Below are 22,593 nucleotides of genomic sequence, written 5' to 3' on the forward strand. Positions count from 1 at the left end.
AATCTATTTCATTCAACAGTCTTTGCATAATCTGCGGAAAGTTGTGAACAATAATTGAAAAGCCAGTGGAGGGATTTCTAAACCATGAGAAAATTAGCAATGTATCTGCTCCCTGTCCTATTCGTCTTATCCGCATGTAGCAACGCACAAAACGCAGCTCCTTCTTACGATGAAACGAAAAAGATGATGACTGATGCGATACAAACGGAGGAAGGAAAAAAAGCGATCAGACAGTTGCTTACGGAAGAAGAATTCCGTAAACAGCTCGTCCTTGAACAACCTGAAGTAGCTTCCGCCATTGAATCGACGCTACTTTCAAAAGAAGGAAAAGACTTTTGGAAAGAAAAGTTCGATGATCCTAAGTTCCAAAAAACCATTGCAACAAGTATGAAGGATCAGCAACAAGAAATTATGAAAGCATTGATGAATGACGCATCCTTCCAAAAAGAGCTTGAAGAGTTTTTTGGGACACCGGATATGCAAAAACAGCTAGAAAACATTTTGCACTCGGGATCTTTGAAAAAGGAATTTCAAAAAGCCATTGAAGAGACGATTAGCAGCCCCTTACTCCAAGCAAAATGGCAAGAACTCATTCTACAAGCAGGTGAGGTGAAACCTGTCGAAAAAGACGAAAAGAAAAAGAAAAAAGAAGGCGACAAAAAAGACGACAAAGAAGAAAGCGGAGAGGGTAAATAGCCCACTCCGCTTTTATTTATTTTTGTATGTTATCAATGACGTTTTGAGCGATATCCAAGTAAATCTTTCCGATTGGATGGTCAGCTGCATAAACAGATGGCGCGAAGTCCTCTTCATCCCAATCCGGCTGGCCTAATGGAATTTGCCCAAGCAATTCTGTGCGAAGTTCTTCAGCTAGCCGCTTCCCCCCGCCAGAACCGAAAACAAACTCCTTCTCACCCGTTTGTTTGGACGCGAACCAAGACATGTTTTCAATAACTCCGAGTAACGCGTGATCTGTTTGCAATGCCATTGCACCCGCACGAGCAGCAACGAATGCAGCTGTTGGATGCGGCGTGGTCACAACGATTTCTTTAGAAGCTGGAATCATCTGATGAATATCGAGCGCAACATCACCTGTACCCGGTGGAAGGTCAAGAATCATGTAATCCAGTTCGCCCCACTCGACATCTCTGAAAAACTGGTCGAGTACTTTACCAAGCATCGGACCACGCCAAACGACAGGTGCATTGTCTTCAACAAAGAAGCCCATTGAAATGACTTTAACGCCTTTACGTTCCACAGGAATAATCCGATCTCCGCGAATTACAGGTGATTCCGTAACCCCCATCATATCCGGGACACTGAACCCATAAATATCCGAGTCAATCAGCCCTACTTTTTTACCAAGACGAGCAAGACCGACTGCTAAGTTAACGGAAACCGTCGACTTCCCGACCCCACCTTTACCTGACGCGATGGAGATGAACGTCACGTCATTGATAGGGGATAGTAAATCCTGGGCTTCTGCAGCTGTCGCAGTTCCACGGAACTTCTCCAGCGTCTCTTGTGGCAATTCTTCAAATCGAATACCAACCGAGTTGGCTCCTGCAGCTTTTAATACTTCTACAACTTTAGTTTGTAGGGTCATTTGTTCTGCCGTATTTACTTTGGCAATCGCCAATTTCACACTCACATGAGACTTTTCAGGCTTGATGGTAATACCCACAATCCCATCTGTCTCTGCCAATGTTTTATGTAAAAAAGGATCGCTCATACCGCCTAGTAATTCACGTACTGTTTCTTCATTAATCACAACGGAACACTCCTTACGAGGTTTAGTACATTCACCTCCAAGTATAGCATAGTACTCCTTCTACGTAAGTCCATTCGCTTATCACTTTTGTTCCATAAGCTGGTTCGCCACTACCCCTGCAACAATCGCATCGGCAACCTTCTTACGATAAGCTGGATCGGCTAACAATTTGTGCTCTTCCGGATTGGAAATGAACCCCGTTTCCACAATCACAGATGGGACTTGGATATTCTTCAATAAATACACGCCTTTAATCTTCATTGCTTCCCGGTCAGTATTCTTTAATCGCTCTTTAAAAGAGCCCTGGATCGATTTTGCGAGTGCCTCTCCGCCTTCATGACCTTCTGGATGATAAAATACTTGAGCACCTCTCCACTGCTTCTCTGGGATTGCATTCACATGGACACTCAAAAATAAATCAGGTTCTTCCGTCTCTGCAATCTGGACGCGCATCTTCAAATCTTCAAACTTGCGTTCACGCATCGATGAAAACTCTTTGTCTGGCGCATGCTCAGCTATTGCATCTCCTGATTTCGTGCGCGTCATGACAACAGTTGCACCCTTTTGTTTCAGCTTCTTTTCCACTTCTTTTGTAATGGCAAGATTGACGTCACTTTCGATGAGCTCATCCGTAGAGGCGCCGCCATCTTCTCCTCCATGTCCTGCATCCAGCAGCACTTTTACGCCTGCAAGCTCAGCCGGCATGAAAAATGCTCGATCCGAAGCATTCACTCCATACCAGACAACACTTAAAGAACACACTAGTAATAAGGTAATAATCATTACACGCTTCATATGACACCGCCTTTTTCATCCACTATACGCAGCTGTGGATTCGAATATGACCAAGCATAAAAAAAGACGACTTCCTAAAACGGAAGTCGTCTGTTGCATTTACTTATTCAATGGGGCCTTGCCAGCTAAGCATACCGCCGGTCATATTAGTTACGTCATATCCTTCTTCTTCTAGAAAATCAGCAGCCCGACCACTACGTCCACCCGATCGACAAATGAGTGTATAGGGCTTCGTTTTGTCAAGCTCGTTTAGACGGACAGGGATTTCTCCAAGCGGAATGTGAATGGCACCAATAACTTTACCTGTCGCAATTTCATCTGCTTCCCGAACGTCAATCATGTTGACTTGTTGACCTTCGTCTAATATTGTTTCCAATTCAATCGCTGTAATTTCTTTCATTTTTTACGCCTCCTGTACGCTTAACTTGCTATCGGTATCATATACGTTCTATTCAATTGCGTCCATTGTTTTCGCCTAATTGTTGCTGTTGATGAATGACTTGATAATTTAATGGCAACTCGATATTCGCGTCATCAAATGCCACCTTCACGGCTTTACGAATGTCCCGTTCACATTCCCACTGAAGACCATTTTCAACTTGCCCAATTATACGAAGTACCACGTCTGTACCGTCAATACTTTGGACACCGATAGCATTTGGACCGTCTTTGAAACGATTGTCTCTCTGAAAGTTTTCGCACACCTGTTCTAAAACACTAATTGCCTGATCGACATCATTGAAATAACTGATACCGATATCAACAAGAGCACGCATGTTGCCACGTGTGTGGTTCGCTACATTCTCGATAATCCGATTTGGTAAGTAATTAAGGGTACCGTCGAATGCCCGTACTTTCGTTGTGCGTAGACCAATCTCTTCCACGACACCGTCAATCCCTGCAACCGTCACATAATCATCTACTTCCATCTGTTGCTCTAGAAGGATAAAGAAGCCGGTTACGACGTCACTGACTAGCCCTTGTGCTCCGAATCCGATGGCTAGTCCTACTACCCCAGCTCCTGCAATTAGCGGCGCGATATCTACACCGAACGTTCTAAGTAATGTACCAACTAAAATAAAAATCATCACGTAAGAAAAGACATTCAACAATAGTTTATCCAAAGTTTTAATTCGACCTGGTGTTGTTTTTCTAGTCAGGGACATTTTCTGAACTGTTGCGCTGATCATCTTTTTACCTAGAGGTAGCGCAATTGAAAAGACAACAATTACTATAGCAAGCTTGATGGCTGTTGCAATTAGTTTCTCCATTTCAAGAGGAATGTGTATCCCAAAAATCTGCATCGTAAACTTCCCCTCACTTTCATTGTGTTGCATTGAAATAGCATAACGTATATGAAATCGTACTTTCAAGCAATCCGATGCTGAGTTAACAAGTCAGAAAATTACTTTCAACTTGAACATGTAACCTATACCGGTAAATGGATAGAAGGCTTCCGCATTCACCTTCCTGCCCTCCAGATTTTTCTATGTATACACTTTTCATTGGCAATTAATAGACTATACAAAACAACAAAAGCAGGAGGAGTTCTATGGGAGCAAAAAACGGTAAAGAATTCATTAGTCGCATTAACCAATTAAAAACGGAAATTTGGGTAGATGGTCATCAGTTGAAGGGACCTATTTCCGAATGTCCAGAGTTCAAGGGGTTGTTAAAGTCTAAAGCTACTTTATACGACTACCAGATCTCGGATGAACATAAGTCCGAGATGACTTACGATTCTCCTACATCTGGAAAAAGAGTAGGGATTTCTTTTTTACAGCCAACAACAAAGGAGGACTTAAAAAAGCGCAGGACTATGATCGAGAATTGGGCCTTCCAGACTTGTGGGCTGATGGGCAGAAGTCCAGACTATCTGAATACAGCTCTTATGAGTTTTGCAAGCTCTGCATCATTTCTAGAAGGAAAAGAAAATTGTTTCCCCGAGAATATTCAATCTGCATATGAACGTGCAAGAGAACAAGACTTAACGTTCACTCATACATTCATCACCCCTCAAGTAAATCGCGCATCGATGTACTTCGAGTCTTCTGATGAGCCCATCTCCGCAAAGATCGTGAAAACTACAGAAGAAGGACTCATTATTAAGGGGGCGAAATTACTCGCAACACAGGGCGGACTGACGGATGAAATTCTTGTGTTTAGCGCACCAAGACTGCTTCCCGACCCCGATGAAGCATTTGCATTCACCCTCCCTTCAGATACGGATGGGATACGTTTCATCTGCAGAGAATCCTTTACAAACGGGGATTCCACATTCGATTACCCACTAAGCTCACGATTCGAAGAGATGGACTCCATTGTCGTGTTCGATAACGTGCTCATCCCATGGGATCGAGTTTTCTTTTATCAAAATCCAGAAGCAGCATCACGATTTTTCTCAATGAGTTCGTTCCATCCATACACACTCCATCAAGTCATTACTCGACAAGTTGTCAAAACCGAATTCATACTTAGTGTTGCAATGCTTCTTATAGAAACGATAAACGTTGGCGAATACTCTCACGTCCAAGGCAAAGTATCAGAAATTATTATTAGTTTAGAAACGATGAAAGCATTGTTGGATAAGTCCGAGCAGGATGCAACACTCGATCAGTGGGGGTATTTACGACCTAGTATAGTCCCGCTCCAGGTGGCAAGTAACATCTTCCCGATAGTCTATCCTCGTTTTAGCGAAATCATTCAACTAATAGGAGCTAGCGGGTTGGTGACCATCCCTACAGAAAAAGCATTCCAATCAGAGATTCATCATGACCTAGTCCAGTATTTGCAAGGGGCTACTAAATCTGCAGAAGATCGTGTGAAAATCTTCAGACTGGCATGGGATTTGACGATGAGTTCTTTCGGCACCCGACAAACTCAATATGAGCGGTACTTCTTTGGAGACCCTATTCGATTATCTAGTCAATTGTACCGGTCCTACTCGTCAACTAGCAGATTTTCCATGATTGAGTCTTTGCTTGGGCCCTTGGATTGTAGTCTAGAGTAGTTATGCAGGGAAACGATAACCACCTGAAATCAAGAACGACTTTTGCATACATGAAAGTAATTTTCATCATACAAAAACAGTCCATTCCGGTAAGGGAATGGACTGTACGTAATTGATAATTAACGTTTTGAGAACTGTGGTGCACGACGTGCGCCGCGAAGACCTGGCTTCTTACGTTCTTTCATACGTGGGTCACGTGTAAGGAGACCTGCAGCCTTTAGAGCTGGACGGAAATCAGGATCTACAGTTAACAATGCACGAGCTACTCCGTGACGGATTGCTCCTGCTTGACCTGTGTATCCTCCGCCGTTCACGTTTACGTGAATATCGTAGCTTCCAAGTGTATCCGTAGTTACAAGTGGTTGCTTAATGATTTCGCGAAGTGTTTCAAATGGTACGTATTCTTCTGCATCACGTTTGTTGATGATGATTTTACCTTCACCAGGAACTAAACGTACACGAGCTGTTGAACTTTTACGTCGGCCTGTGCCGATATATTGTACTTGTGCCAAAAGTGTTTCCTCCTCTTAATTACCCGCGAAGCTCAAATGCTTCAGGTTTTTGTGCTGCATGAGTGTGCTCTGCTCCAGCGAAAACGTGAAGCTTTTTCGCTGTTTGACGACCAAGTGGACCTTTTGGAAGCATTCCCTTGATAGCTAGTTCAAGCATTTTTGTTGAATAGTTTGTACGCATTTCAAGCGCTGTACGAGACTTAAGGCTACCAGTGTAACCTGAGTGACGGTAATATTTCTTATCCTTCAACTTGTTACCTGTAAGTTGAATTTTTTCAGCATTGATGATGATCACGTGGTCACCAGTATCAACGTTTGGTGTGAATGTCGGTTTATGTTTACCGCGAAGCAATGTAGCGACTTCTGAAGCAAGACGTCCAAGCGTTTGGCCTTCAGCGTCTACTAGGAGCCATTTCCGCTCTACTTCGTGGCCTTTAGCCATGAATGTTGTACGCATAGTTTCATATCCTCCTAAATGAATATCAGTCTGTTCCGTTTTCTCTATCCCTAAACACAAATAAACTTTCGGGGCTTTTTGTGGGGTTATTGAAATACCAAAGATTATCTTACCCGTTATCGTCTAGGAAGTCAAGCAATTATCATAAATACACCTGGAAAAGTTGCTTTACTCTCCATACGTAACACTCATCAAATACAAACCGTGTGATGGCGCGGTTTTTCCAGCTCGTTTACGATCTCGAGCTTCTAGAATTTCAGCAACTTCGCAAGGCTCATCCCATCCTATACCGACAGCGTAAAGAACACCTGCAATCGTGCGCACCATGTTATATAAAAAGCCATCCCCTTCGATGGTCAAAATAAGATCATCGCCCTTTTCCTCAATCTCAAGCATACGAATCGTCCGCACTTTGTTGGACGTTGCTGTTTGGGATGAACAAAAGCTCGTAAAATCATGCTTACCAAGTAAATGCACCGCACCTTCTTGCATTCGTTTAAGGTCCGGGTTCCATTTGCCTAAATGAACGGAGTAATTACGCTCAAATGGACTTTGGATGGGTTTCCTTGTCCAGCGGTATTGATACGTTTTCCCTTTTGCTGAATAACGAGCATGAAAATCCTCATTTACAGGTTGGGCAGATAGGATACGAATATCTTTGGGTAGCAACACATTCAATGCCATTAGCCAATTATCTTCAGTCAGATTGAGGGGGGTGTCAAAATGGATCACTTGTCCCCATGCGTGCACACCAGCATCCGTTCTCCCACTTGCCACACTATGAATGGAATCATCTTTATGCATCTTACGAAGTGCCTTGTCGATATCTGATTGTACCGTTCGCATATTTGGTTGAGATTGGTAACCAGAAAATTGAGTTCCATCATATGCAACGGTAGCTTTTAATCGCATCATGCGTGTCCTCCTTTACCCTCTGAAATACAACATGATGGCTGAGAGCACACCTAACAAAACAAGAACCATTGTGTCGCTCGCCTGCCAATTCAGCTTTCGAAACCGCGTCCGACCTTCTCCTCCGCGATACCCGCGGACTTCCATGGCAACTGCCAGATCTTCAGCACGTTTGAATGCACTGACAAACAATGGAACGAGTAATGGAATCACAGCTTTCACACGTTGCTGAACACTTCCTGAACTGATATCTGACCCACGCGCGAGTTGCGCTTTCAAGATTTTATCGGTTTCATCCATTAAGGTAGGGATGAATCGCAAAGCAATCGACATCATCATGGCAAGCTCATGTACTGGCAGTTTCAGTCGTTTCAACGGATTCAGTAACGTTTCCACGCCATCCGTAATCGATATCGGCGAGGTTGTCAGTGTGAGTACGGTTGTCATCAATACTAAAATTAAAAATCGTAACGAAATGTATATACCTTGGCGCAATCCTTCTTCATAAATTGTGATGAACTTCCAATGGAAGAGGACGTCTCCTTCACGAGTTAGAAACAAATGCATGAGCAGCGTAAAAACCACGAGGAATAGAATCGGTTTCAGTCCACCCAACAAAAAAGGAATCCTGATTTTTGAAAGGAGAATAACAAACACTGTAAATCCAAGTAAGATTGCATAGGTCACTGTATTATTCGCCAGAAAAACTGCAAAGATGAATAAAAATATGAAAATTAGCTTGGATCTCGGGTCCAGGCGATGAGTAATAGAATCACCTGGTAAGTAACGTCCGAAAATCATCTTCTCCATCATTTCGGCTCACCTACTTCTTTAGCTAGGTCTGCAATCATTTCGGCAAGCTGTTCCTCCGTGAGAGCAGGTTTCGGCAACTTGTGGTGAACCAAACGTTCGAAGTCTCTCTGGAACCGCACAGAACGGGGTAGTTCCAAGCGATACCTCGCAAGTTGCTCTACATCCGTCAATACCTCTTCCGGGGGACCAGCGAGGACTGTATGACCTTCATGCATCACGATGACATGCTCTGCATAACGGGCTGCGTCTTCCATGCTATGGGTAACTAAAATAGTTGTCAGGCCCTCTTCTTTGTGGAACCTTTCAAAGAGCTGCATAATTTCACGGCGTCCTTGTGGATCGAGACCTGCAGTCGGTTCGTCTAAAATTAGAACGGATGGTTTAAATGCAAGCACACCTGCAATCGCAACACGCCTCATCTGACCGCCTGATAGTTCAAACGGGGACTTGTTCGCAACCTCTGGTGGCAAGCCCAGCATCTCAATTAACTCGTGTGCCCTCGCTCTAGCTTCCTCTTCCGGTATGCCAAAGTTCAAGGGACCGAACATAATGTCTTTTTCAACCGTCTCTTCAAATAGCTGATGCTCAGGGAACTGGAAGACAATTCCGACATGTCGCCTGACATTCCGGAGCGCTTTTCCTTTTGTTTCAGATGTAATGAGCGTATCACCAACTCGTACAGTCCCCTCGGTGGGCTTCAGCAACCCATTCAAATGTAAAAGTAACGTCGACTTTCCAGAACCGGTATGACCAATCACTGCTGTATACGAGCCTGTTTTAATGTAAGCATTGATGTCATGAAGCGCTTTCTTCTCAAAAGGAGTATTTGGGGCATACGCAAAATTCACTTGCTGAAATGAGATGTCCATAATTCGTTCACCAACTCTTTTTCCGACATATGATCGCCTACTAAAGGCAGCCCAGCATTCCGTAATAGCTGTGAGAGGCGAAGAGCAAATGGCAAATCGAGTCCATGCTCTTGTAGCTTAGTTCCTTGTTCAAAGATAGAGGTAGGCGTTCCTGACGCAGCAAGCTTCCCCTGGTTCATGACAAAAACGCGATCCGCTAGAAGAACCTCTTCCAGATCATGAGTAATGGAAATGACAGTGAGTCCAGTGGTTCTACGTAATAAAGTGATCAATTCAATAACTTCATTACGACCTTGTGGATCCAACATCGACGTTGCTTCATCCAATATCAAAATCTTTGGATTCATCGCAAGTGCTCCAGCAATTGCCACGCGCTGTTTTTGTCCTCCAGATAAATGATGCGGTTCATGGCTGTGATACGCCGACATCCCAACGTCAGAAAGAGCTTGTTTCACACGCGTCTGCATTTCATCGTAAGGAACTCCATTGTTCTCTAACGCAAAAGCAACATCGTCTTGCACGGTAGCACCCACGAACTGATTATCCGGATTTTGAAACACAACGCCTAGCTGCGAACGAACGTCCCATAGATTATCTTCCTTCAACGGATCCAAAAAGACATTAACCGTACCTGTAGCAGGAAAGAGTAACCCAATCATCAACTTGGCAAGCGTCGATTTACCTGAACCGTTATGCCCGACAATTGACACCCACTCCCCGTCACGAACTGTAAGGGAGACATCTTGGACGGCTTGTACGAACACATCTTCTTCTGTTTCATAGGCAAACGATATACCGTCCAATGACAAAACTTCCCGCATACACGACCGCCTCTTTTCTTGTGAACTTATGTATGTATAACTAGAAATCCAGTTGAAGATTTCTATAAATAAAAAAAGCGCGCATCTCATCCGAAGAATGCGCAGCAAAATGTTTCGATGCCGGGTGCTCAAGCCGTCATCGCGGATGAGATGCGTAGAGCTAGACCAATCAGAAACGATGTCTGTCGATCGTAACACTCAGCTTTTCATATTGTCGTATAAATCATTATGTGGAAAGAGGGTGTGGCTGTCGCCAGTCACACCCTCAAGTTCCTTACACGAGTTCGATGACTACAACAGGTGCTCCGTCTCCACGGCGCGGTCCCATCTTCATGATTCGTGTGTATCCGCCCTGGCGTTCTGCATAGCGCGGTGCAACATCGTCAAACAATTTTTGAATGGCAAATGTTTTTGTTTCTTTACCTTCATCATCAGTACCTAGAATTACTTCACGGCGGATGAATTCAGCTACCTGACGGCGTGCATGCAAGTCCCCACGCTTACCAAGTGTGATCATTTTTTCAACAACTGAACGAAGCTCTTTCGCACGTGCTTCCGTTGTTTGGATGCGTTCGTGAATGATAAGGTCTGTTGCCAGGTCCCGTAGCATCGCTTTACGCTGTGAACTTGTGCGTCCAAGTTTTCTGTAACCCATAGAAGATTCCCTCCTTCAATCTAATTCTGTCTTCAATCTTCAGAGCGTAATCCTAGATTCAACTCTTCCAATTTCAGCTTTACTTCTTCAAGTGACTTTCGGCCAAGATTACGCACTTTCATCATTTCGTCCTCGGACTTGTTAGCAAGTTCCATAACGGTATTGATGCCTGCACGCTTCAGGCAGTTGTAAGAACGAACAGAAAGATCTAATTCTTCGATAGTCATCTCAAGAACTTTTTCTTTTTGGTCTTCCTCTTTTTCTACCATGATTTCTGCAGTTTGTGCTTCGTCTGTCATACCGACAAAAATATTTAAATGTTCCGTAAGGATTTTAGCGCCCAGTGAAACAGATTCTTTAGGACCAATACTACCATCTGTCCAAACATCTAGTGTTAACTTATCAAAGTTTGTACTTTGACCAACCCGAGTATTTTCAACTTGGAAGTTTACACGAGATACCGGTGTGTAGATAGAATCGATTGGAATAACGCCAATCGCAAGGTCATCACGTTTGTTTTGTACCGAAGGAGCATAGCCTCTTCCTCGTACTGCATACATACGCATACGGAGGTGACCATTTTTTCCAAGTTTCGCAATATGAAGATTCGGATTCAATACTTCTACATCACTATCATGAGTAATGTCAGCAGCAGTCACCGCACCTTCGCCTTTAACATCTATCTCAATAACTTTCTCGTCATCAGAATAGATTTTAAGAGCCAACTGTTTAACATTTAGAATAATAGTCGCTACGTCTTCTACGACACCTTCGACTGTTGAGAACTCATGAAGAACGCCATCGATTTGAATCGATGTTACGGCAGCTCCAGGCAGAGAAGACAACAAGACGCGGCGTAATGAATTCCCTAAAGTATTTCCATACCCTCGTTCCAATGGTTCGATAACAAACTTACCAAACATGGAATCATCAGCAACCATAACGGTTTCAATCTTCGGTTTCTCAATCTCGATCATTCATTTACCCTCCTTCAAAACGTCTGTGTGGGTCGTTCCTTATTGAAATCGATTTTTATAGACAGCAAAATGCAATCGCACAATTCATTCTTACCAAAAATTGTGTTTCTCAATCAATTGGAATAGAAACCATTAAACACGACGACGTTTTGGAGGACGGCATCCGTTGTGCGGAACAGGCGTTACGTCACGAATTGCTGTGACCTCAAGACCAGCAGCTTGTAGTGAACGAATCGCTGCTTCACGTCCAGCACCAGGTCCTTTAACAGTAACTTCCAAAGTTTTAAGGCCGTGTTCCATAGAAGACTTTGCAGCTGTTTCTGCAGCCATTTGAGCCGCAAAAGGAGTCGATTTACGTGATCCGCGGAAACCAAGTGCACCAGCACTAGACCATGAAATCGCGTTTCCGTGAGTGTCGGTAATCGTTACGATTGTATTGTTGAACGTCGAGCGGATATGTGCAATTCCGGATTCAATATTCTTTTTTACACGACGTTTACGAGTTTGTTGTTTACGTGCCATGTTCGAAAATACCTCCTTTAGCTATTATTTCTTTTTGTTTGCAACAGTCCGCTTAGGACCTTTACGTGTACGTGCATTGTTTTTTGTGTTTTGTCCGCGTACAGGCAATCCACGACGATGACGGATTCCACGGAAACTACCGATTTCCATCAAACGTTTGATGTTAAGTGAAGTTTCACGGCGAAGATCCCCTTCTACTTTCAATGCATCTAATTGTTCACGGATTTTGTCGAGTTCCGCATCAGTTAAATCACGAACGCGTGTCTCTTCTGAAACGTCAGCTGCAGCAAGAACTTTCTGTGCTGTCGTTTTCCCAATTCCGTAGATGTAAGTCAATGAAATTACAACGCGCTTATCGCGCGGTACGTCTACACCAGCAATACGTGCCATATAGGTTGCGCACCTCCTTTATATTATCCTTGACGCTGTTTGTGCTTTGGATTTTCACAGATTACCATTACTCGGCCGCGTCTGCGAATAACTTTGCATTTTTCGCAGATCGGTTTTACAGATGGTCTTACTTTCATCTTACCCAACCTCCTTCATTAGTCCGGAGTTGCAAAATTTTATTTGAAACGGTATGTGATGCGACCACGTGTTAAGTCATAAGGTGACAATTCGATTGTCACTTTATCACCAGGCAAAATGCGGATGAAGTGCATACGGATTTTACCGGATACGTGTGCAAGCACAGTATGTCCGTTTTCCAATTCCACTTTGAACATCGCATTCGGCAACGTATCTATTACAGTACCTTCAATTTCAATTACGTCATCTTTCGCCATCAGCTCAGTCTCCCTTCTATATCCTATAAAGGCCCTCACCTTCCGAGCGGCATCAGTCGCTTTACAAGCTCCTTCAACATATGTCCGGTATGCGCGAGTGATGTTCGAAAAGACGCAAATCACAATCCATGCCAGTTTGCCGGTCCCAAAATGTTGTCTGGAACTTCAAATCGGTTCATACATGACCGACAGTTTGCTTCTGGTTTGCACATCCTAAGACTACAAACCCACTCACAACAACACATTATACTCGGAAAAACAAGAAAATGCATGTGTGAAGTACCGAGCGTTCAACCGCCGACTGTTACCAATTTTCAGCTTAGCATCAACTGCTTTTGCAGCTCTTTCTAATCAATTGCTCCTTCCGTACAGCAGAACGCTGCCGGACGTGATGCCCTGACGTCTGCATGCTTCGGAAAGGCTTAGTGAACCTGCGTTGTTAACACAGCATCCACGTCGTGAAATACGTCATTAATGTCTTGCTGACCATCAATGTTTGTCAGCACGCCTTTTCCATCGTAAAACGATAGTAGCGGTGCAGATTGTTTCATATTTACTTCCAGACGGTTTGTGACAGTTTCCGGATTGTCATCAGCTCTTTGATAGAGTTCGCCTCCGTCTTTATCGCATACGCCTTCAACCTTAGGCGGGTTGAATTCGAGGTGATAAGACGTTCCACAAACTTTACAGATCCGGCGCCCAGTCAGACGAGCAACAAGGAGTTCTTTGTTTACCTGGATGTTGAGTGCGTGTTCGATTTTCCGAGACATTCCCTTCAGTATGCCATCAAGCGCTTCCGCTTGAGGAACAGTACGTGGGAAACCATCCAATAGAAAACCGTTATCACAGTCAGGTTTGCGAAGACGCTCACTGACAATACCGATCGTAACTTCATCAGGGACAAGTGCGCCCTGATCCATATACGATTTAGCTTTGACTCCAAGTTCCGTGCCTTCTTGTATCGCAGCACGGAACATATCGCCTGTAGAAATATGAGGGATTCCGTACTTTTCGACAATTTTGTCGGCCTGAGTTCCTTTACCGGCACCAGGCAGACCCATTAATACGATGTTCATACGCCTTGCCCTCCATCGATAATCAAGTGGAGAAAACCTTCACTTGAATTTATTTCATAAATCCTCTGTAGTGGCGCTTAACCAATTGTGATTCAAGTTGCTTCATTGTTTCGAGGGCAACCCCGACAACGATCAGCAAGCTAGTACCACCGATTTGAGCGGACTGCGGAAGATTTGCAATTTTAATAATTAGAATCGGCAGAACTGCGACTGTAGCAAGGAAAATCGATCCGACAAAAGTCAGTCGATAAAGCGTGCTTGTCAAATAGTCCTGTGTGTTCTGACCAGGGCGGATGCCTGGGATATAAGCCCCTTGCTTCTTCAAGTTATCTGCAACATTCTCAGGATTAACCTGAACAAATGCATAGAAGTACGTGAAGGCTATGATCAGACCGATATACAGTGCCATGCCGGCTGGATGCGAGTAGTTGAGCACTCGTGTAATAGCAGCAACAGTACTGTTGTCATTGAAAAACGTGCCAAGTAATTGCGGTGTTGTAAAGAACGCAACCGCAAAGATGACCGGGATAACCCCTGCAGCGTTCAGTTTCAATGGTAGGTGCGTTTGTTGTCCGGCAGAAGACTGCCCGCGACCCGTCACCCGTTTTGCATATTGAATCGGAATTTTACGAAGTGCTTCCTGGAAGTAGATCACGCCAACTGTAATTGCAATAACTGCAACGAGTAACAGAACCATCATAGCAATACGGATGAACAAAGCATCCCCTGCATCTTGGATCTGTGAAACGTACAATTGGTTGACTGCACTCGGAATAGCAGCAACGATTCCGGCGAAGATAAGGATTGAAATACCATTACCGACACCTTTCGCTGTAATCTGCTCACCTAGCCAGAGAAGAAAAGCCGTACCTGCTGTTAACACAAGAGCAATGACAATATATGTCGATATTCCGTTATCTTCAACAAGTCTTCCTTGGAACATTTGGTTAAATCCAAATGACATTGCAATCGCTTGGATAAACGCAAGAATCATGGTGAAGTAGCGAGTGAATTGTGCAAGTTTCCGTCTTCCGACATCCCCTTGCTTTGCCCACTCTGCAAACTTCGGCACAACATCCATCTGCAAAAGTTGCACAATGATTGATGCTGTGATGTACGGCATAATCCCCATGGCGAAGATTGAGAACTTAGAAAGTGCTCCTCCACCAAAGATGTTCAAAAATCCAATGAATTGATTGTCCGATTGCTGGAGCGCAGTCGCATCCACGTTCGGTACCGTTATAAACGTTCCGAGACGGAATACGATGAGCAATAGCAGTGTGAAAATTATTTTAGACCGGATCTCTTTTACTCGCATGAAGTTTGAGATTGTCTGAAACATTAAACCACCTCGACTTGCCCGCCCGCTTTCTCAATCGCTTCTTTAGCAGAAGCAGAGAATTTGTGAGCTCTGACAGTAATCTTTTTCTCAAGAGTCCCATTACCAAGAATCTTAATACCGGATTTCTCATTGCTCACAATACCTGTTTCAATCAACAATTCTGGTGTTACTTCTGTGCCTTCATCGAAACGATTTAACGTTTCAAGATTTACGATGGCATATTCTTTACGATTAATGTTCGTAAATCCGCGCTTAGGTAGACGTTGGAAAAGTGGAAGTTGCCCACCTTCGAATCCAAGACGTACACCGCCGCCTGAACGTGAGTTTTGACCATTATGACCTCTACCAGATGTTTTACCTGATCCAGATCCCATACCACGTCCAACACGCTTGCGTTCTTTACGAGCACCTTCTGCAGGTTTCATTTCGTGTAATTTCATCTTTCGGCACCTCCTTATTCAAGAATAACTGATTATTGTTCGCTGACAGTTACCAAATGGCTGACCTTGTTGACCATGCCGCGGATTGCGACATTATCCTGGTGCTCAACCGTTTGATTCATTTTGCGAAGTCCAAGTGCTTCGACTGTTTTACGTTGTGCTGGCTTAGCGCCAATCACACTTTTAGTAAGGGTGATTTCAAGTTTATTTGCCATTGTGTTTCCCCCCTTAACCTAACAGTTCTTCTACGGATTTACCACGAAGCTGTGCTACATCTTCAGCACGCTTCAAATTCGTCAATCCTTGGATTGTAGCACGTACCATGTTGATTGGTGTGTTAGAACCAAGTGATTTAGAAAGGATATCCGTGATTCCTGCAAGTTCAAGTACCGCACGGACAGGTCCGCCGGCGATAACTCCTGTACCTGGTGCAGCCGGTTTGATGAGAATGTTGCCTGCTCCGAAATGTCCGATGATCTGGTGAGGCGTTGTGCCTCTGACCATTGGTACTTCGATTAGGTTTTTCTTCGCATCTTCGATTGCTTTACGGATTGCATCTGGAACTTCTTGTGCTTTTCCAGTACCGAAACCAACGCGGCCGTTTTTATCACCAACAACGACTAGAGCAGTAAAACGGAAACGACGTCCGCCTTTTACAACTTTAGCTACGCGGTTGATGGTAACTACGCGCTCTTCGAATTCACTTTTGTTTTGTTCATTACGACGCATGGAATATGTCCCTCCTTCTTAATTAAAATTCAAGTCCATTTTCACGTGCAGCGTCAGCAAGTGCTTTAACGCGGCCGTGGTATAGATAGCCACCGCGGTCGAATACGATAACCTTGACATTCTTTTCTACACCTTTTTTCGCAATCATTTCGCCCACTTTAATAGCAGCTTCTGTATTAGATGAAGAATCCGCTGAGAATTCTTTATCCATTGTAGATGCGCTTGCAAGTGTAACACCGTTTGCATCATCAATTAACTGTGCATACAAGTGTTTGTTTGAACGGTAAACGTTCAAGCGAGGACGCTCAGCAGTACCGTTGATCTTTGTACGGACACGTGAATGCCGTTTTCTACGGACAGCGTTCTTATCTTGTTTTGTGATCACTAGAGGTCACTCCTTCCAGATGCCTAAGCGGCATTATTTACCTGTTTTACCTTCTTTGCGTCGAACAACTTCGCCTTCGTACTTAATACCTTTACCTTTGTATGGCTCTGGTGGACGTACTTTGCGAATGTTAGAAGCAAGAGCACCAACGCGTTCTTTGTTAGTACCACGTACGATAATTTTTGTGTTTGCAGGGACTTCAACTTCGATGCCCTCTTCCGGTGAAAATTCAACCGGCTGTGAGTAACCGACGTTCAAGATAAGCTTCTTCCCTTGCATTTGAGCACGGTAACCAACACCTACTAGTTCAAGCGCACGCTCGAAACCAGTTGATACTCCAGTAACCATGTTCGCTAAAAGCGAACGTGTTGTACCGTGCATCGAACGGTGTTGTTTAGATTCAGATGGACGTGTCAATGTGATCACGTTACCTTCTTGTTCGATCTTTATGTCTTTAGTAAATGTATTTGTAAGTTCGCCTTTTGGTCCTTTAACTGTAACAAAGTTATTCTCATCGATCGTAACTGTTACGTTTTCAGGCACCTCAATAGGACGTTTACCAATTCGGGACATTAGTTTGCACCTCCATTCAATTGTTACAGATTACCAAACGTAAGCGACGACTTCTCCGCCAACTTGTTTAGCGCGCGCTTCTTTGTCAGTTAGAACACCGTTAGAAGTTGAAACAAGGGCGATACCTAGTCCGTTCAACACTCTTGGTACTTCTGTTGACTTTGCATATACACGAAGACCAGGCTTAGAAATACGCTTAAGTCCAGTGATTACACGTTCTTCGTTTTTACCATATTTGAGGAAAATGCGGATGATGCCTTGTTTGCTGTCTTCCACATATTCTACGTCGCGGACGAAACCTTCACGTTTGAGGATTTCTGCGATCTCTTTTTTAAGGTTTGAAGCAGGTACCTCAAGTTTCTCGTGACGCACCATGTTGGCGTTACGGATACGAGTAAGCATATCTGCGATCGGATCACTCATTGTCATTACATTAACCTCCTTCCCAAAATGGGGTTTACCAGCTTGCTTTTTTAACGCCAGGAATTTGTCCTTTGTATGCGAGTTCGCGGAAACAAATACGGCAAAGTTTGAACTTCCGATATACTGAGTGCGGGCGCCCACAGCGCTCACAACGTGTATATTCTTGGACCTGGAACTTTGGCGTACGTTTCTGTTTAGCGATCATTGATTTTTTAGCCACGTTTTACGCCTCCCTTATGTTTACTTTTGGAACGGCATGCCGCACTGCGCTAACAACTCACGAGCTTCCTCGTCTGAGTTGGCAGTCGTAACGATGACGATATCCATTCCGCGTACTTTAGACACTTTATCGAAGTCAATTTCCGGGAAAATTAGTTGCTCTTTCACACCAAGTGTATAGTTTCCGCGTCCGTCGAAAGATTTATTCGATACGCCACGGAAGTCACGTACACGTGGAAGTGATACTGCGATCAATTTGTCCAGGAACTCATACATGCGTTCTCCACGTAGAGTAACTTTTGTTCCGATAGGCATTCCTTCACGAAGACGGAATCCAGCGATAGACTTCTTCGCTTTAGTTACGACTGGTTTTTGACCTGAGATAATTGTCAAGTCTTCCACAGCAGCATCAAGTGCTTTTGTGTTTTGAACCGCGTCGCCAACACCCATGTTGATAACGATCTTATCAACTTTTGGTACTTGCATTACAGATGTATAGTTAAACTTGCTCATTAGAGCAGGAGTAATTTCTTTTTGATATTTATCCTTTAATCGGCTCATTCAGAAGAACCTCCCTTCTTAGAGAGTTATTTTTTGAGTTCTTTTTTGCTAATCTCGTCGATAACTTCCCCAGACTTTTTCGCAACACGGGACTTAATACGGAACGTTTTGTCGCCTTCGGTTTTTTCTTCAAACTTATAACCGATACGTGTAGGTTCACCCGACTTAGGATCGACAAACATTACATTTGATACGTGAATTGCAGCTTCAAGGCTTACAATACCACCTTGCGGATTCGCTTGGTTAGGCTTTGTATGCTTTTTGACGATGTTCACGCCTTCAACGAGGATTCGTTCTTTGTTCGGGAATACAGTAAGGATGACACCTGTCTTTCCTTTGTCTTTCCCGGAGATAACTTTTACTTTATCGCCTTTTTTAATGTGCATTCTGTTGCACCTCCTTGATTGGCACTGCTCTTAATTAAAGTACTTCTGGAGCAAGAGAAATGATTTTCATGAAGTTGCTCTCGCGCAATTCGCGTGCAACTGGTCCGAAAATACGTGTTCCACGAGGGCTCTTGTCGTCACGAATGATGACACAAGCATTCTCGTCGAATGTGATATAAGATCCGTCTTTACGACGCATACCGCTCTTAGTACGAACGATAACCGCTTTAACGACTTCACCCTTCTTAACAACGCCACCTGGTGTTGCTTTCTTGACTGTAACAACGACAACGTCGCCGATGTTAGCAACTTTACGGCCTGAACCGCCAAGAACTTTGATTGTAAGTACTTCACGTGCCCCAGAGTTATCTGCGACTTTCATGCGGGATTCCTGTTGAATCAATTTGGTTACCTCCCCTCGGATACTGTGTTCCGAACGTTATTAGATGATGACCGCTTTTTCGATTACTTCAAGAAGGCGGAAACGTTTTGTAGCTGATAAAGGACGAGTTTCCATAATGCGGACTACATCGCCAATGTTCGCTTCGTTCATTTCATCATGTGCTTTATACTTTTTAGAATACTTTACACGCTTGCCATACAAAGAATGCTTTTTGTGTGTTTCTACCATTACCGTTACCGTTTTGTCCATTTTGTCGGATACAACACGGCCTGTGTATACTTTGCGTTGGTTACGCTCAGTCATGGGTGCAACCTCCTTCATCAGTTATTTGCACTGATTTCTCTTTGACGTATTACAGTCTTCATGCGCGCAATCGATTTGCGTACTTCACGGATGCGTGCAGTGTTTTCTAATTGTCCTGTCGCTAACTGGAAGCGAAGGTTGAAAAGCTCTTCTTTCAGTGATTTCACTTTTTGCTCGATCTCTGCAGTTGTCAAGTCACGGATTTCATTAGCTTTCATTAGATTCACCACCAATTTCTTCACGTTTTACAAACTTACACTTAACAGGAAGTTTGTGCGCTGCAAGGCGGAGTGCTTCACGAGCGACCTCTTCAGAGACGCCTGCGATTTCAAACATAACTCGGCCAGGTTTTACTACTGCTACCCATCCCTCAACAGCACCTTTACCAGAACCCATTCGAACTTCGAGAGGCTTCTTAGTATACGATTTGTGTGGGAAAATATTGATCCAAACTTTACCGCCACGTTTCATGTAACGTGTCATTGCGATACGTGCTGATTCGATTTGACGATTCGTGATCCATGCAGCCTCAAGAGACTGAAGGCCGAACTCACCGAATTGAACCGTTGCGCCGCCTTTTGTCTGTCCGCGCATTTTGCCGCGGAATACACGACGATGTTTTACTCGCTTTGGTACTAACATGATTAGTTGCCTCCTTCCCCAGAGTTCTTCTTCACTGGAAGGACTTCTCCACGATAGATCCATACTTTAACTCCAAGTTTACCGTATGTTGTATCGGCTTCAGCATGTGCATAATCGATATCTGCACGAAGTGTATGAAGTGGAACAGTTCCTTCGCTGTAATGTTCTGCACGTGCGATGTCAGCTCCACCAAGACGTCCGGATACTTGAGTTTTGATACCCTTAGCTCCAGAACGGATTGTACGTTGGATAGCTTGTTTTTGTGCACGGCGGAATGATACGCGGCTTTCTAGTTGACGAGCAATTGATTCTGCAACCAATTTCGCGTCAAGATCAGCACGCTTGATTTCAACGATGTTAATGTGTACACGCTTGCCAGAGATTTCGTTAAGTTGTTTACGAAGTGCTTCGACTTCAGTACCACCTTTACCGATAACCATACCAGGCTTAGCTGTGTGGATTGTAATGTTTACTTTTTTCGCAGCGCGCTCGATTTCTACTTTAGAAACTGAAGCGTCTACTAAACGTGTTTCGATGTATTTGCGGATTTTAAGGTCTTCGTGCAAGAGAGTCGCATAGTCTTTTTCTGCATACCATTTCGAATCCCAGTCACGAATTATACCGACCCGCAGACCGTTAGGATGTACTTTTTGACCCACGAATTATCCCTCCTTCTTTTCAGATACCACTACAGTGATGTGGCTTGTGCGTTTGTTAATAGCGCTCGCACGGCCTTGTGCACGTGGACGGAAACGTTTCATAGTAGGACCTTCATCAACGAATACTTCGCTAACAATTAGGTTCTCTAGATCCATTTCGTAGTTGTGCTCAGCATTAGCGATAGCTGATTTCAATACTTTTTCTACGACTGGAGATGCCGCTTTAGGCGTCAAACGTAGAATCGCGACAGCTTCACCGATTTTCTTGCCCCGGATAAGATCAACGACTAATCGGACTTTACGAGGAGCAATACGGACTGTTTGCGCAGATGCTTTAGCTTGTTGCATCAGAAATTCCTCCTCTCAATTAGCGTTTTGTCTTCTTATCATCGGCACCGTGGCCTCTGTAAGTACGGGTAGGTGCGAATTCACCAAGTTTGTGTCCAACCATATCTTCAGTGACGTAGACAGGAACGTGTTTACGTCCGTCATATACAGCAATCGTCAATCCGATGAAAGTCGGGAATATTGTAGAGCGACGTGACCAAGTCTTGATGACTTGTTTCTTTTCTGCGTCTTTTTGAGCATCGACCTTTTTAAGCAAATGATCATCTGCGAAAGGTCCTTTTTTCAAGCTGCGGCCCATTTCGTTACCTCCCTTTGTGTTCGTACTACGGCCCAATCATTGAACCGCAGTGCAATCACATTATTTTTTGCGACGACGAACGATAAGTTTGTCGGATTTGTTTCTCTTAGAACGAGTTTTGTAACCAAGAGTCGGCTTGCCCCAAGGTGTAACTGGGCTTGGACGACCGATTGGAGTACGTCCTTCACCACCACCGTGTGGGTGATCGTTCGGGTTCATGACAGATCCACGTACAGTTGGGCGTTTACCCATCCAGCGTGAACGTCCTGCTTTACCGATGTTGATGAGTTCGTGTTGTTCGTTACCAACTTGACCGATTGTAGCACGGCAAGCTGACAAAATCATGCGAACTTCACCAGATTGCAAACGGATGATGACATATTTGCCTTCACGTCCGAGCAATTGTGCAGATGTACCAGCTGAACGAACTAATTGTCCGCCTTTACCAGGTTTCATCTCGATGTTGTGGATTGTAGAACCCATTGGGATGTTTTCAAGTGGAAGCGCGTTCCCTACACGGATATCCGCTTCAGGTCCTGACATAATTGTCGTTCCAACTGTCAATCCTTTAGGAGCTAGGATATAACGCTTTTCTCCATCTGCATAGTTGATCAATGCGATGTTTGCAGAACGGTTTGGATCGTATTCGATCGTAGCAACGCGTCCTGGTATGCCATCTTTCCGACGTTGGAAGTCGATGACACGGTATTGGCGCTTGTGGCCTCCACCTTGGTGACGAACTGTAATCCTACCTTGGTTGTTACGGCCGCCTTTACGTTTGACTGGCTGAAGCAATGATTTTTCAGGTTTGCTTGCTGTGATTTCTGCGAAATCAGAAGTCGTCATGTTACGGCGTCCGTTGGAGGTAGGTTTGTATTTCTTAATCGCCATTTGTGTTCCCTCCTTC

The 22,593-nt window shown here is 44.1% G+C and carries 37 protein-coding genes; 2 read left to right on the top strand and 35 right to left on the bottom strand.

Annotated features, from left to right (window positions below; all coding sequences use genetic code 11):
- Window positions 1-84: 84 nt before the first annotated feature.
- On the top strand, window positions 85-696 hold the full coding sequence (gerD, locus tag DVB69_RS07825) for a spore germination lipoprotein GerD (protein WP_116018294.1): 612 nt from the start codon (window positions 85-87) through the stop codon (window positions 694-696).
- 16 nt (window positions 697-712) lie between these two features.
- On the opposite strand, the gene DVB69_RS07830 is transcribed toward gerD, so the two are convergent.
- From DVB69_RS07830 to DVB69_RS07845, 4 genes are all read right to left on the bottom strand, one after another.
- A complete protein-coding gene (locus DVB69_RS07830) occupies window positions 713-1,771 on the bottom strand; it encodes an Mrp/NBP35 family ATP-binding protein (RefSeq protein ID WP_116018296.1) in 1,059 nt (352 codons plus the stop codon).
- A gap of 81 nt (window positions 1,772-1,852) precedes the next feature.
- On the bottom strand, window positions 1,853-2,566 hold the full coding sequence (locus DVB69_RS07835) for an N-acetylmuramoyl-L-alanine amidase (RefSeq protein ID WP_116018298.1): 714 nt from the start codon (window positions 2,564-2,566) through the stop codon (window positions 1,853-1,855).
- A 103-nt stretch (window positions 2,567-2,669) separates the two neighbouring features.
- Window positions 2,670-2,966 (bottom strand): rhodanese-like domain-containing protein, encoded by a 297-nt coding sequence (locus DVB69_RS07840; RefSeq protein WP_116018300.1) that lies wholly within the window; start codon window positions 2,964-2,966, stop codon window positions 2,670-2,672.
- Window positions 2,967-3,018: 52 nt separating this feature from the next.
- Window positions 3,019-3,870, bottom strand: a complete 852-nt coding sequence (locus DVB69_RS07845) for a mechanosensitive ion channel family protein (protein WP_116018302.1) — start codon at window positions 3,868-3,870, stop codon at window positions 3,019-3,021.
- A gap of 248 nt (window positions 3,871-4,118) precedes the next feature.
- Between DVB69_RS07845 and hpaB the strand changes: the two genes are divergently transcribed.
- Entirely contained in the window at window positions 4,119-5,576 is a 1,458-nt protein-coding gene (hpaB, locus tag DVB69_RS07850; protein ID WP_116018304.1) for a 4-hydroxyphenylacetate 3-monooxygenase, oxygenase component, read from the top strand.
- Window positions 5,577-5,695: 119 nt separating this feature from the next.
- Here the strand turns inward: hpaB and rpsI are convergent, their stop codons facing one another.
- The 31 genes from rpsI to rplB form a co-directional block, all read right to left on the bottom strand.
- Entirely contained in the window at window positions 5,696-6,088 is a 393-nt protein-coding gene (rpsI, locus tag DVB69_RS07855; RefSeq protein ID WP_116018306.1) for a 30S ribosomal protein S9, read from the bottom strand.
- A 19-nt stretch (window positions 6,089-6,107) separates the two neighbouring features.
- Window positions 6,108-6,545 (bottom strand): 50S ribosomal protein L13, encoded by a 438-nt coding sequence (gene rplM / locus DVB69_RS07860; protein WP_025783833.1) that lies wholly within the window; start codon window positions 6,543-6,545, stop codon window positions 6,108-6,110.
- A 168-nt stretch (window positions 6,546-6,713) separates the two neighbouring features.
- Window positions 6,714-7,460: a tRNA pseudouridine(38-40) synthase TruA gene (truA, locus tag DVB69_RS07865; RefSeq protein ID WP_116018308.1), complete on the bottom strand. Its 747-nt coding sequence runs from the start codon at window positions 7,458-7,460 to the stop codon at window positions 6,714-6,716.
- Between the two features lie 12 nt (window positions 7,461-7,472).
- Window positions 7,473-8,270 (bottom strand): energy-coupling factor transporter transmembrane component T family protein, encoded by a 798-nt coding sequence (locus DVB69_RS07870; RefSeq protein WP_116018310.1) that lies wholly within the window; start codon window positions 8,268-8,270, stop codon window positions 7,473-7,475.
- On the bottom strand, window positions 8,267-9,139 hold the full coding sequence (locus DVB69_RS07875) for an energy-coupling factor ABC transporter ATP-binding protein (protein ID WP_116018312.1): 873 nt from the start codon (window positions 9,137-9,139) through the stop codon (window positions 8,267-8,269). The genes DVB69_RS07870 and DVB69_RS07875 overlap by 4 nt, the downstream gene beginning before the upstream one ends.
- Complete coding sequence (locus tag DVB69_RS07880) at window positions 9,115-9,960, bottom strand: energy-coupling factor ABC transporter ATP-binding protein (protein WP_116018314.1); 846 nt, start codon at window positions 9,958-9,960, stop codon at window positions 9,115-9,117. Before DVB69_RS07880 ends, DVB69_RS07875 begins: the two co-directional genes overlap by 25 nt.
- 274 nt (window positions 9,961-10,234) lie before the next feature.
- On the bottom strand, window positions 10,235-10,615 hold the full coding sequence (gene rplQ, locus DVB69_RS07885) for a 50S ribosomal protein L17 (RefSeq protein ID WP_025783838.1): 381 nt from the start codon (window positions 10,613-10,615) through the stop codon (window positions 10,235-10,237).
- A 32-nt stretch (window positions 10,616-10,647) separates the two neighbouring features.
- Window positions 10,648-11,592, bottom strand: a complete 945-nt coding sequence (locus DVB69_RS07890; protein WP_116018316.1) for a DNA-directed RNA polymerase subunit alpha — start codon at window positions 11,590-11,592, stop codon at window positions 10,648-10,650.
- Between the two features lie 132 nt (window positions 11,593-11,724).
- Window positions 11,725-12,114, bottom strand: a complete 390-nt coding sequence (gene rpsK, locus DVB69_RS07895; RefSeq protein ID WP_039043300.1) for a 30S ribosomal protein S11 — start codon at window positions 12,112-12,114, stop codon at window positions 11,725-11,727.
- Window positions 12,115-12,138: 24 nt separating this feature from the next.
- Window positions 12,139-12,504, bottom strand: a complete 366-nt coding sequence (gene rpsM / locus DVB69_RS07900) for a 30S ribosomal protein S13 (RefSeq protein WP_039043301.1) — start codon at window positions 12,502-12,504, stop codon at window positions 12,139-12,141.
- Window positions 12,505-12,527: 23 nt separating this feature from the next.
- Complete coding sequence (rpmJ, locus tag DVB69_RS07905) at window positions 12,528-12,641, bottom strand: 50S ribosomal protein L36 (RefSeq protein ID WP_076758849.1); 114 nt, start codon at window positions 12,639-12,641, stop codon at window positions 12,528-12,530.
- 39 nt (window positions 12,642-12,680) lie between these two features.
- Entirely contained in the window at window positions 12,681-12,899 is a 219-nt protein-coding gene (gene infA / locus DVB69_RS07910) for a translation initiation factor IF-1 (protein ID WP_025783842.1), read from the bottom strand.
- Window positions 12,900-13,321: 422 nt separating this feature from the next.
- Window positions 13,322-13,975, bottom strand: a complete 654-nt coding sequence (locus tag DVB69_RS07915) for an adenylate kinase (RefSeq protein WP_116018318.1) — start codon at window positions 13,973-13,975, stop codon at window positions 13,322-13,324.
- Window positions 13,976-14,024: 49 nt separating this feature from the next.
- The gene (secY, locus tag DVB69_RS07920; protein ID WP_116018320.1) at window positions 14,025-15,317 is read right to left on the bottom strand and encodes a preprotein translocase subunit SecY; all 1,293 of its coding nucleotides are present in this window, start codon (window positions 15,315-15,317) and stop codon (window positions 14,025-14,027) included.
- Window positions 15,317-15,757 (bottom strand): 50S ribosomal protein L15, encoded by a 441-nt coding sequence (gene rplO / locus DVB69_RS07925; protein WP_025783845.1) that lies wholly within the window; start codon window positions 15,755-15,757, stop codon window positions 15,317-15,319. The genes secY and rplO overlap by 1 nt, the downstream gene beginning before the upstream one ends.
- 32 nt (window positions 15,758-15,789) lie before the next feature.
- A complete protein-coding gene (gene rpmD, locus DVB69_RS07930) occupies window positions 15,790-15,972 on the bottom strand; it encodes a 50S ribosomal protein L30 (protein WP_025783846.1) in 183 nt (60 codons plus the stop codon).
- Between the two features lie 13 nt (window positions 15,973-15,985).
- Entirely contained in the window at window positions 15,986-16,486 is a 501-nt protein-coding gene (gene rpsE, locus DVB69_RS07935) for a 30S ribosomal protein S5 (RefSeq protein ID WP_116018322.1), read from the bottom strand.
- A gap of 22 nt (window positions 16,487-16,508) precedes the next feature.
- Entirely contained in the window at window positions 16,509-16,871 is a 363-nt protein-coding gene (rplR, locus tag DVB69_RS07940; RefSeq protein ID WP_116018324.1) for a 50S ribosomal protein L18, read from the bottom strand.
- A 33-nt stretch (window positions 16,872-16,904) separates the two neighbouring features.
- Window positions 16,905-17,444 carry a 50S ribosomal protein L6 gene (rplF, locus tag DVB69_RS07945; RefSeq protein WP_116018326.1) on the bottom strand — a complete coding sequence of 180 codons (540 nt, stop codon included), beginning with the start codon at window positions 17,442-17,444 and terminating at the stop codon, window positions 16,905-16,907.
- Window positions 17,445-17,474: 30 nt separating this feature from the next.
- Window positions 17,475-17,873, bottom strand: a complete 399-nt coding sequence (rpsH, locus tag DVB69_RS07950) for a 30S ribosomal protein S8 (RefSeq protein WP_025783850.1) — start codon at window positions 17,871-17,873, stop codon at window positions 17,475-17,477.
- Between the two features lie 28 nt (window positions 17,874-17,901).
- Window positions 17,902-18,087, bottom strand: a complete 186-nt coding sequence (gene rpsN, locus DVB69_RS07955) for a 30S ribosomal protein S14 (protein ID WP_025783851.1) — start codon at window positions 18,085-18,087, stop codon at window positions 17,902-17,904.
- A gap of 20 nt (window positions 18,088-18,107) precedes the next feature.
- On the bottom strand, window positions 18,108-18,647 hold the full coding sequence (rplE, locus tag DVB69_RS07960) for a 50S ribosomal protein L5 (RefSeq protein ID WP_025783852.1): 540 nt from the start codon (window positions 18,645-18,647) through the stop codon (window positions 18,108-18,110).
- Between the two features lie 26 nt (window positions 18,648-18,673).
- Window positions 18,674-19,033 (bottom strand): 50S ribosomal protein L24, encoded by a 360-nt coding sequence (gene rplX, locus DVB69_RS07965; RefSeq protein ID WP_116018328.1) that lies wholly within the window; start codon window positions 19,031-19,033, stop codon window positions 18,674-18,676.
- 34 nt (window positions 19,034-19,067) lie between these two features.
- Window positions 19,068-19,436, bottom strand: a complete 369-nt coding sequence (gene rplN, locus DVB69_RS07970) for a 50S ribosomal protein L14 (protein WP_116018330.1) — start codon at window positions 19,434-19,436, stop codon at window positions 19,068-19,070.
- A gap of 39 nt (window positions 19,437-19,475) precedes the next feature.
- Window positions 19,476-19,739, bottom strand: coding sequence for a 30S ribosomal protein S17 (rpsQ, locus tag DVB69_RS07975; RefSeq protein WP_116018332.1), 264 nt, complete (start codon window positions 19,737-19,739; stop codon window positions 19,476-19,478).
- A gap of 17 nt (window positions 19,740-19,756) precedes the next feature.
- Entirely contained in the window at window positions 19,757-19,957 is a 201-nt protein-coding gene (gene rpmC, locus DVB69_RS07980) for a 50S ribosomal protein L29 (protein ID WP_025783856.1), read from the bottom strand.
- Window positions 19,947-20,381, bottom strand: coding sequence for a 50S ribosomal protein L16 (gene rplP, locus DVB69_RS07985; RefSeq protein ID WP_025783857.1), 435 nt, complete (start codon window positions 20,379-20,381; stop codon window positions 19,947-19,949). Before rplP ends, rpmC begins: the two co-directional genes overlap by 11 nt.
- A gap of 2 nt (window positions 20,382-20,383) precedes the next feature.
- Window positions 20,384-21,040 carry a 30S ribosomal protein S3 gene (gene rpsC / locus DVB69_RS07990; protein WP_116018334.1) on the bottom strand — a complete coding sequence of 219 codons (657 nt, stop codon included), beginning with the start codon at window positions 21,038-21,040 and terminating at the stop codon, window positions 20,384-20,386.
- 3 nt (window positions 21,041-21,043) lie between these two features.
- Window positions 21,044-21,388, bottom strand: a complete 345-nt coding sequence (gene rplV / locus DVB69_RS07995; protein ID WP_116018336.1) for a 50S ribosomal protein L22 — start codon at window positions 21,386-21,388, stop codon at window positions 21,044-21,046.
- A gap of 19 nt (window positions 21,389-21,407) precedes the next feature.
- Entirely contained in the window at window positions 21,408-21,686 is a 279-nt protein-coding gene (rpsS, locus tag DVB69_RS08000) for a 30S ribosomal protein S19 (RefSeq protein ID WP_116018338.1), read from the bottom strand.
- A 60-nt stretch (window positions 21,687-21,746) separates the two neighbouring features.
- Window positions 21,747-22,577 carry a 50S ribosomal protein L2 gene (rplB, locus tag DVB69_RS08005; RefSeq protein ID WP_116018340.1) on the bottom strand — a complete coding sequence of 277 codons (831 nt, stop codon included), beginning with the start codon at window positions 22,575-22,577 and terminating at the stop codon, window positions 21,747-21,749.
- Window positions 22,578-22,593: the final 16 nt, after the last annotated feature.

This window comes from Sporosarcina sp. BI001-red (assembly GCF_003384035.1).
GTDB lineage: Bacteria > Bacillota > Bacilli > Bacillales_A > Planococcaceae > Sporosarcina.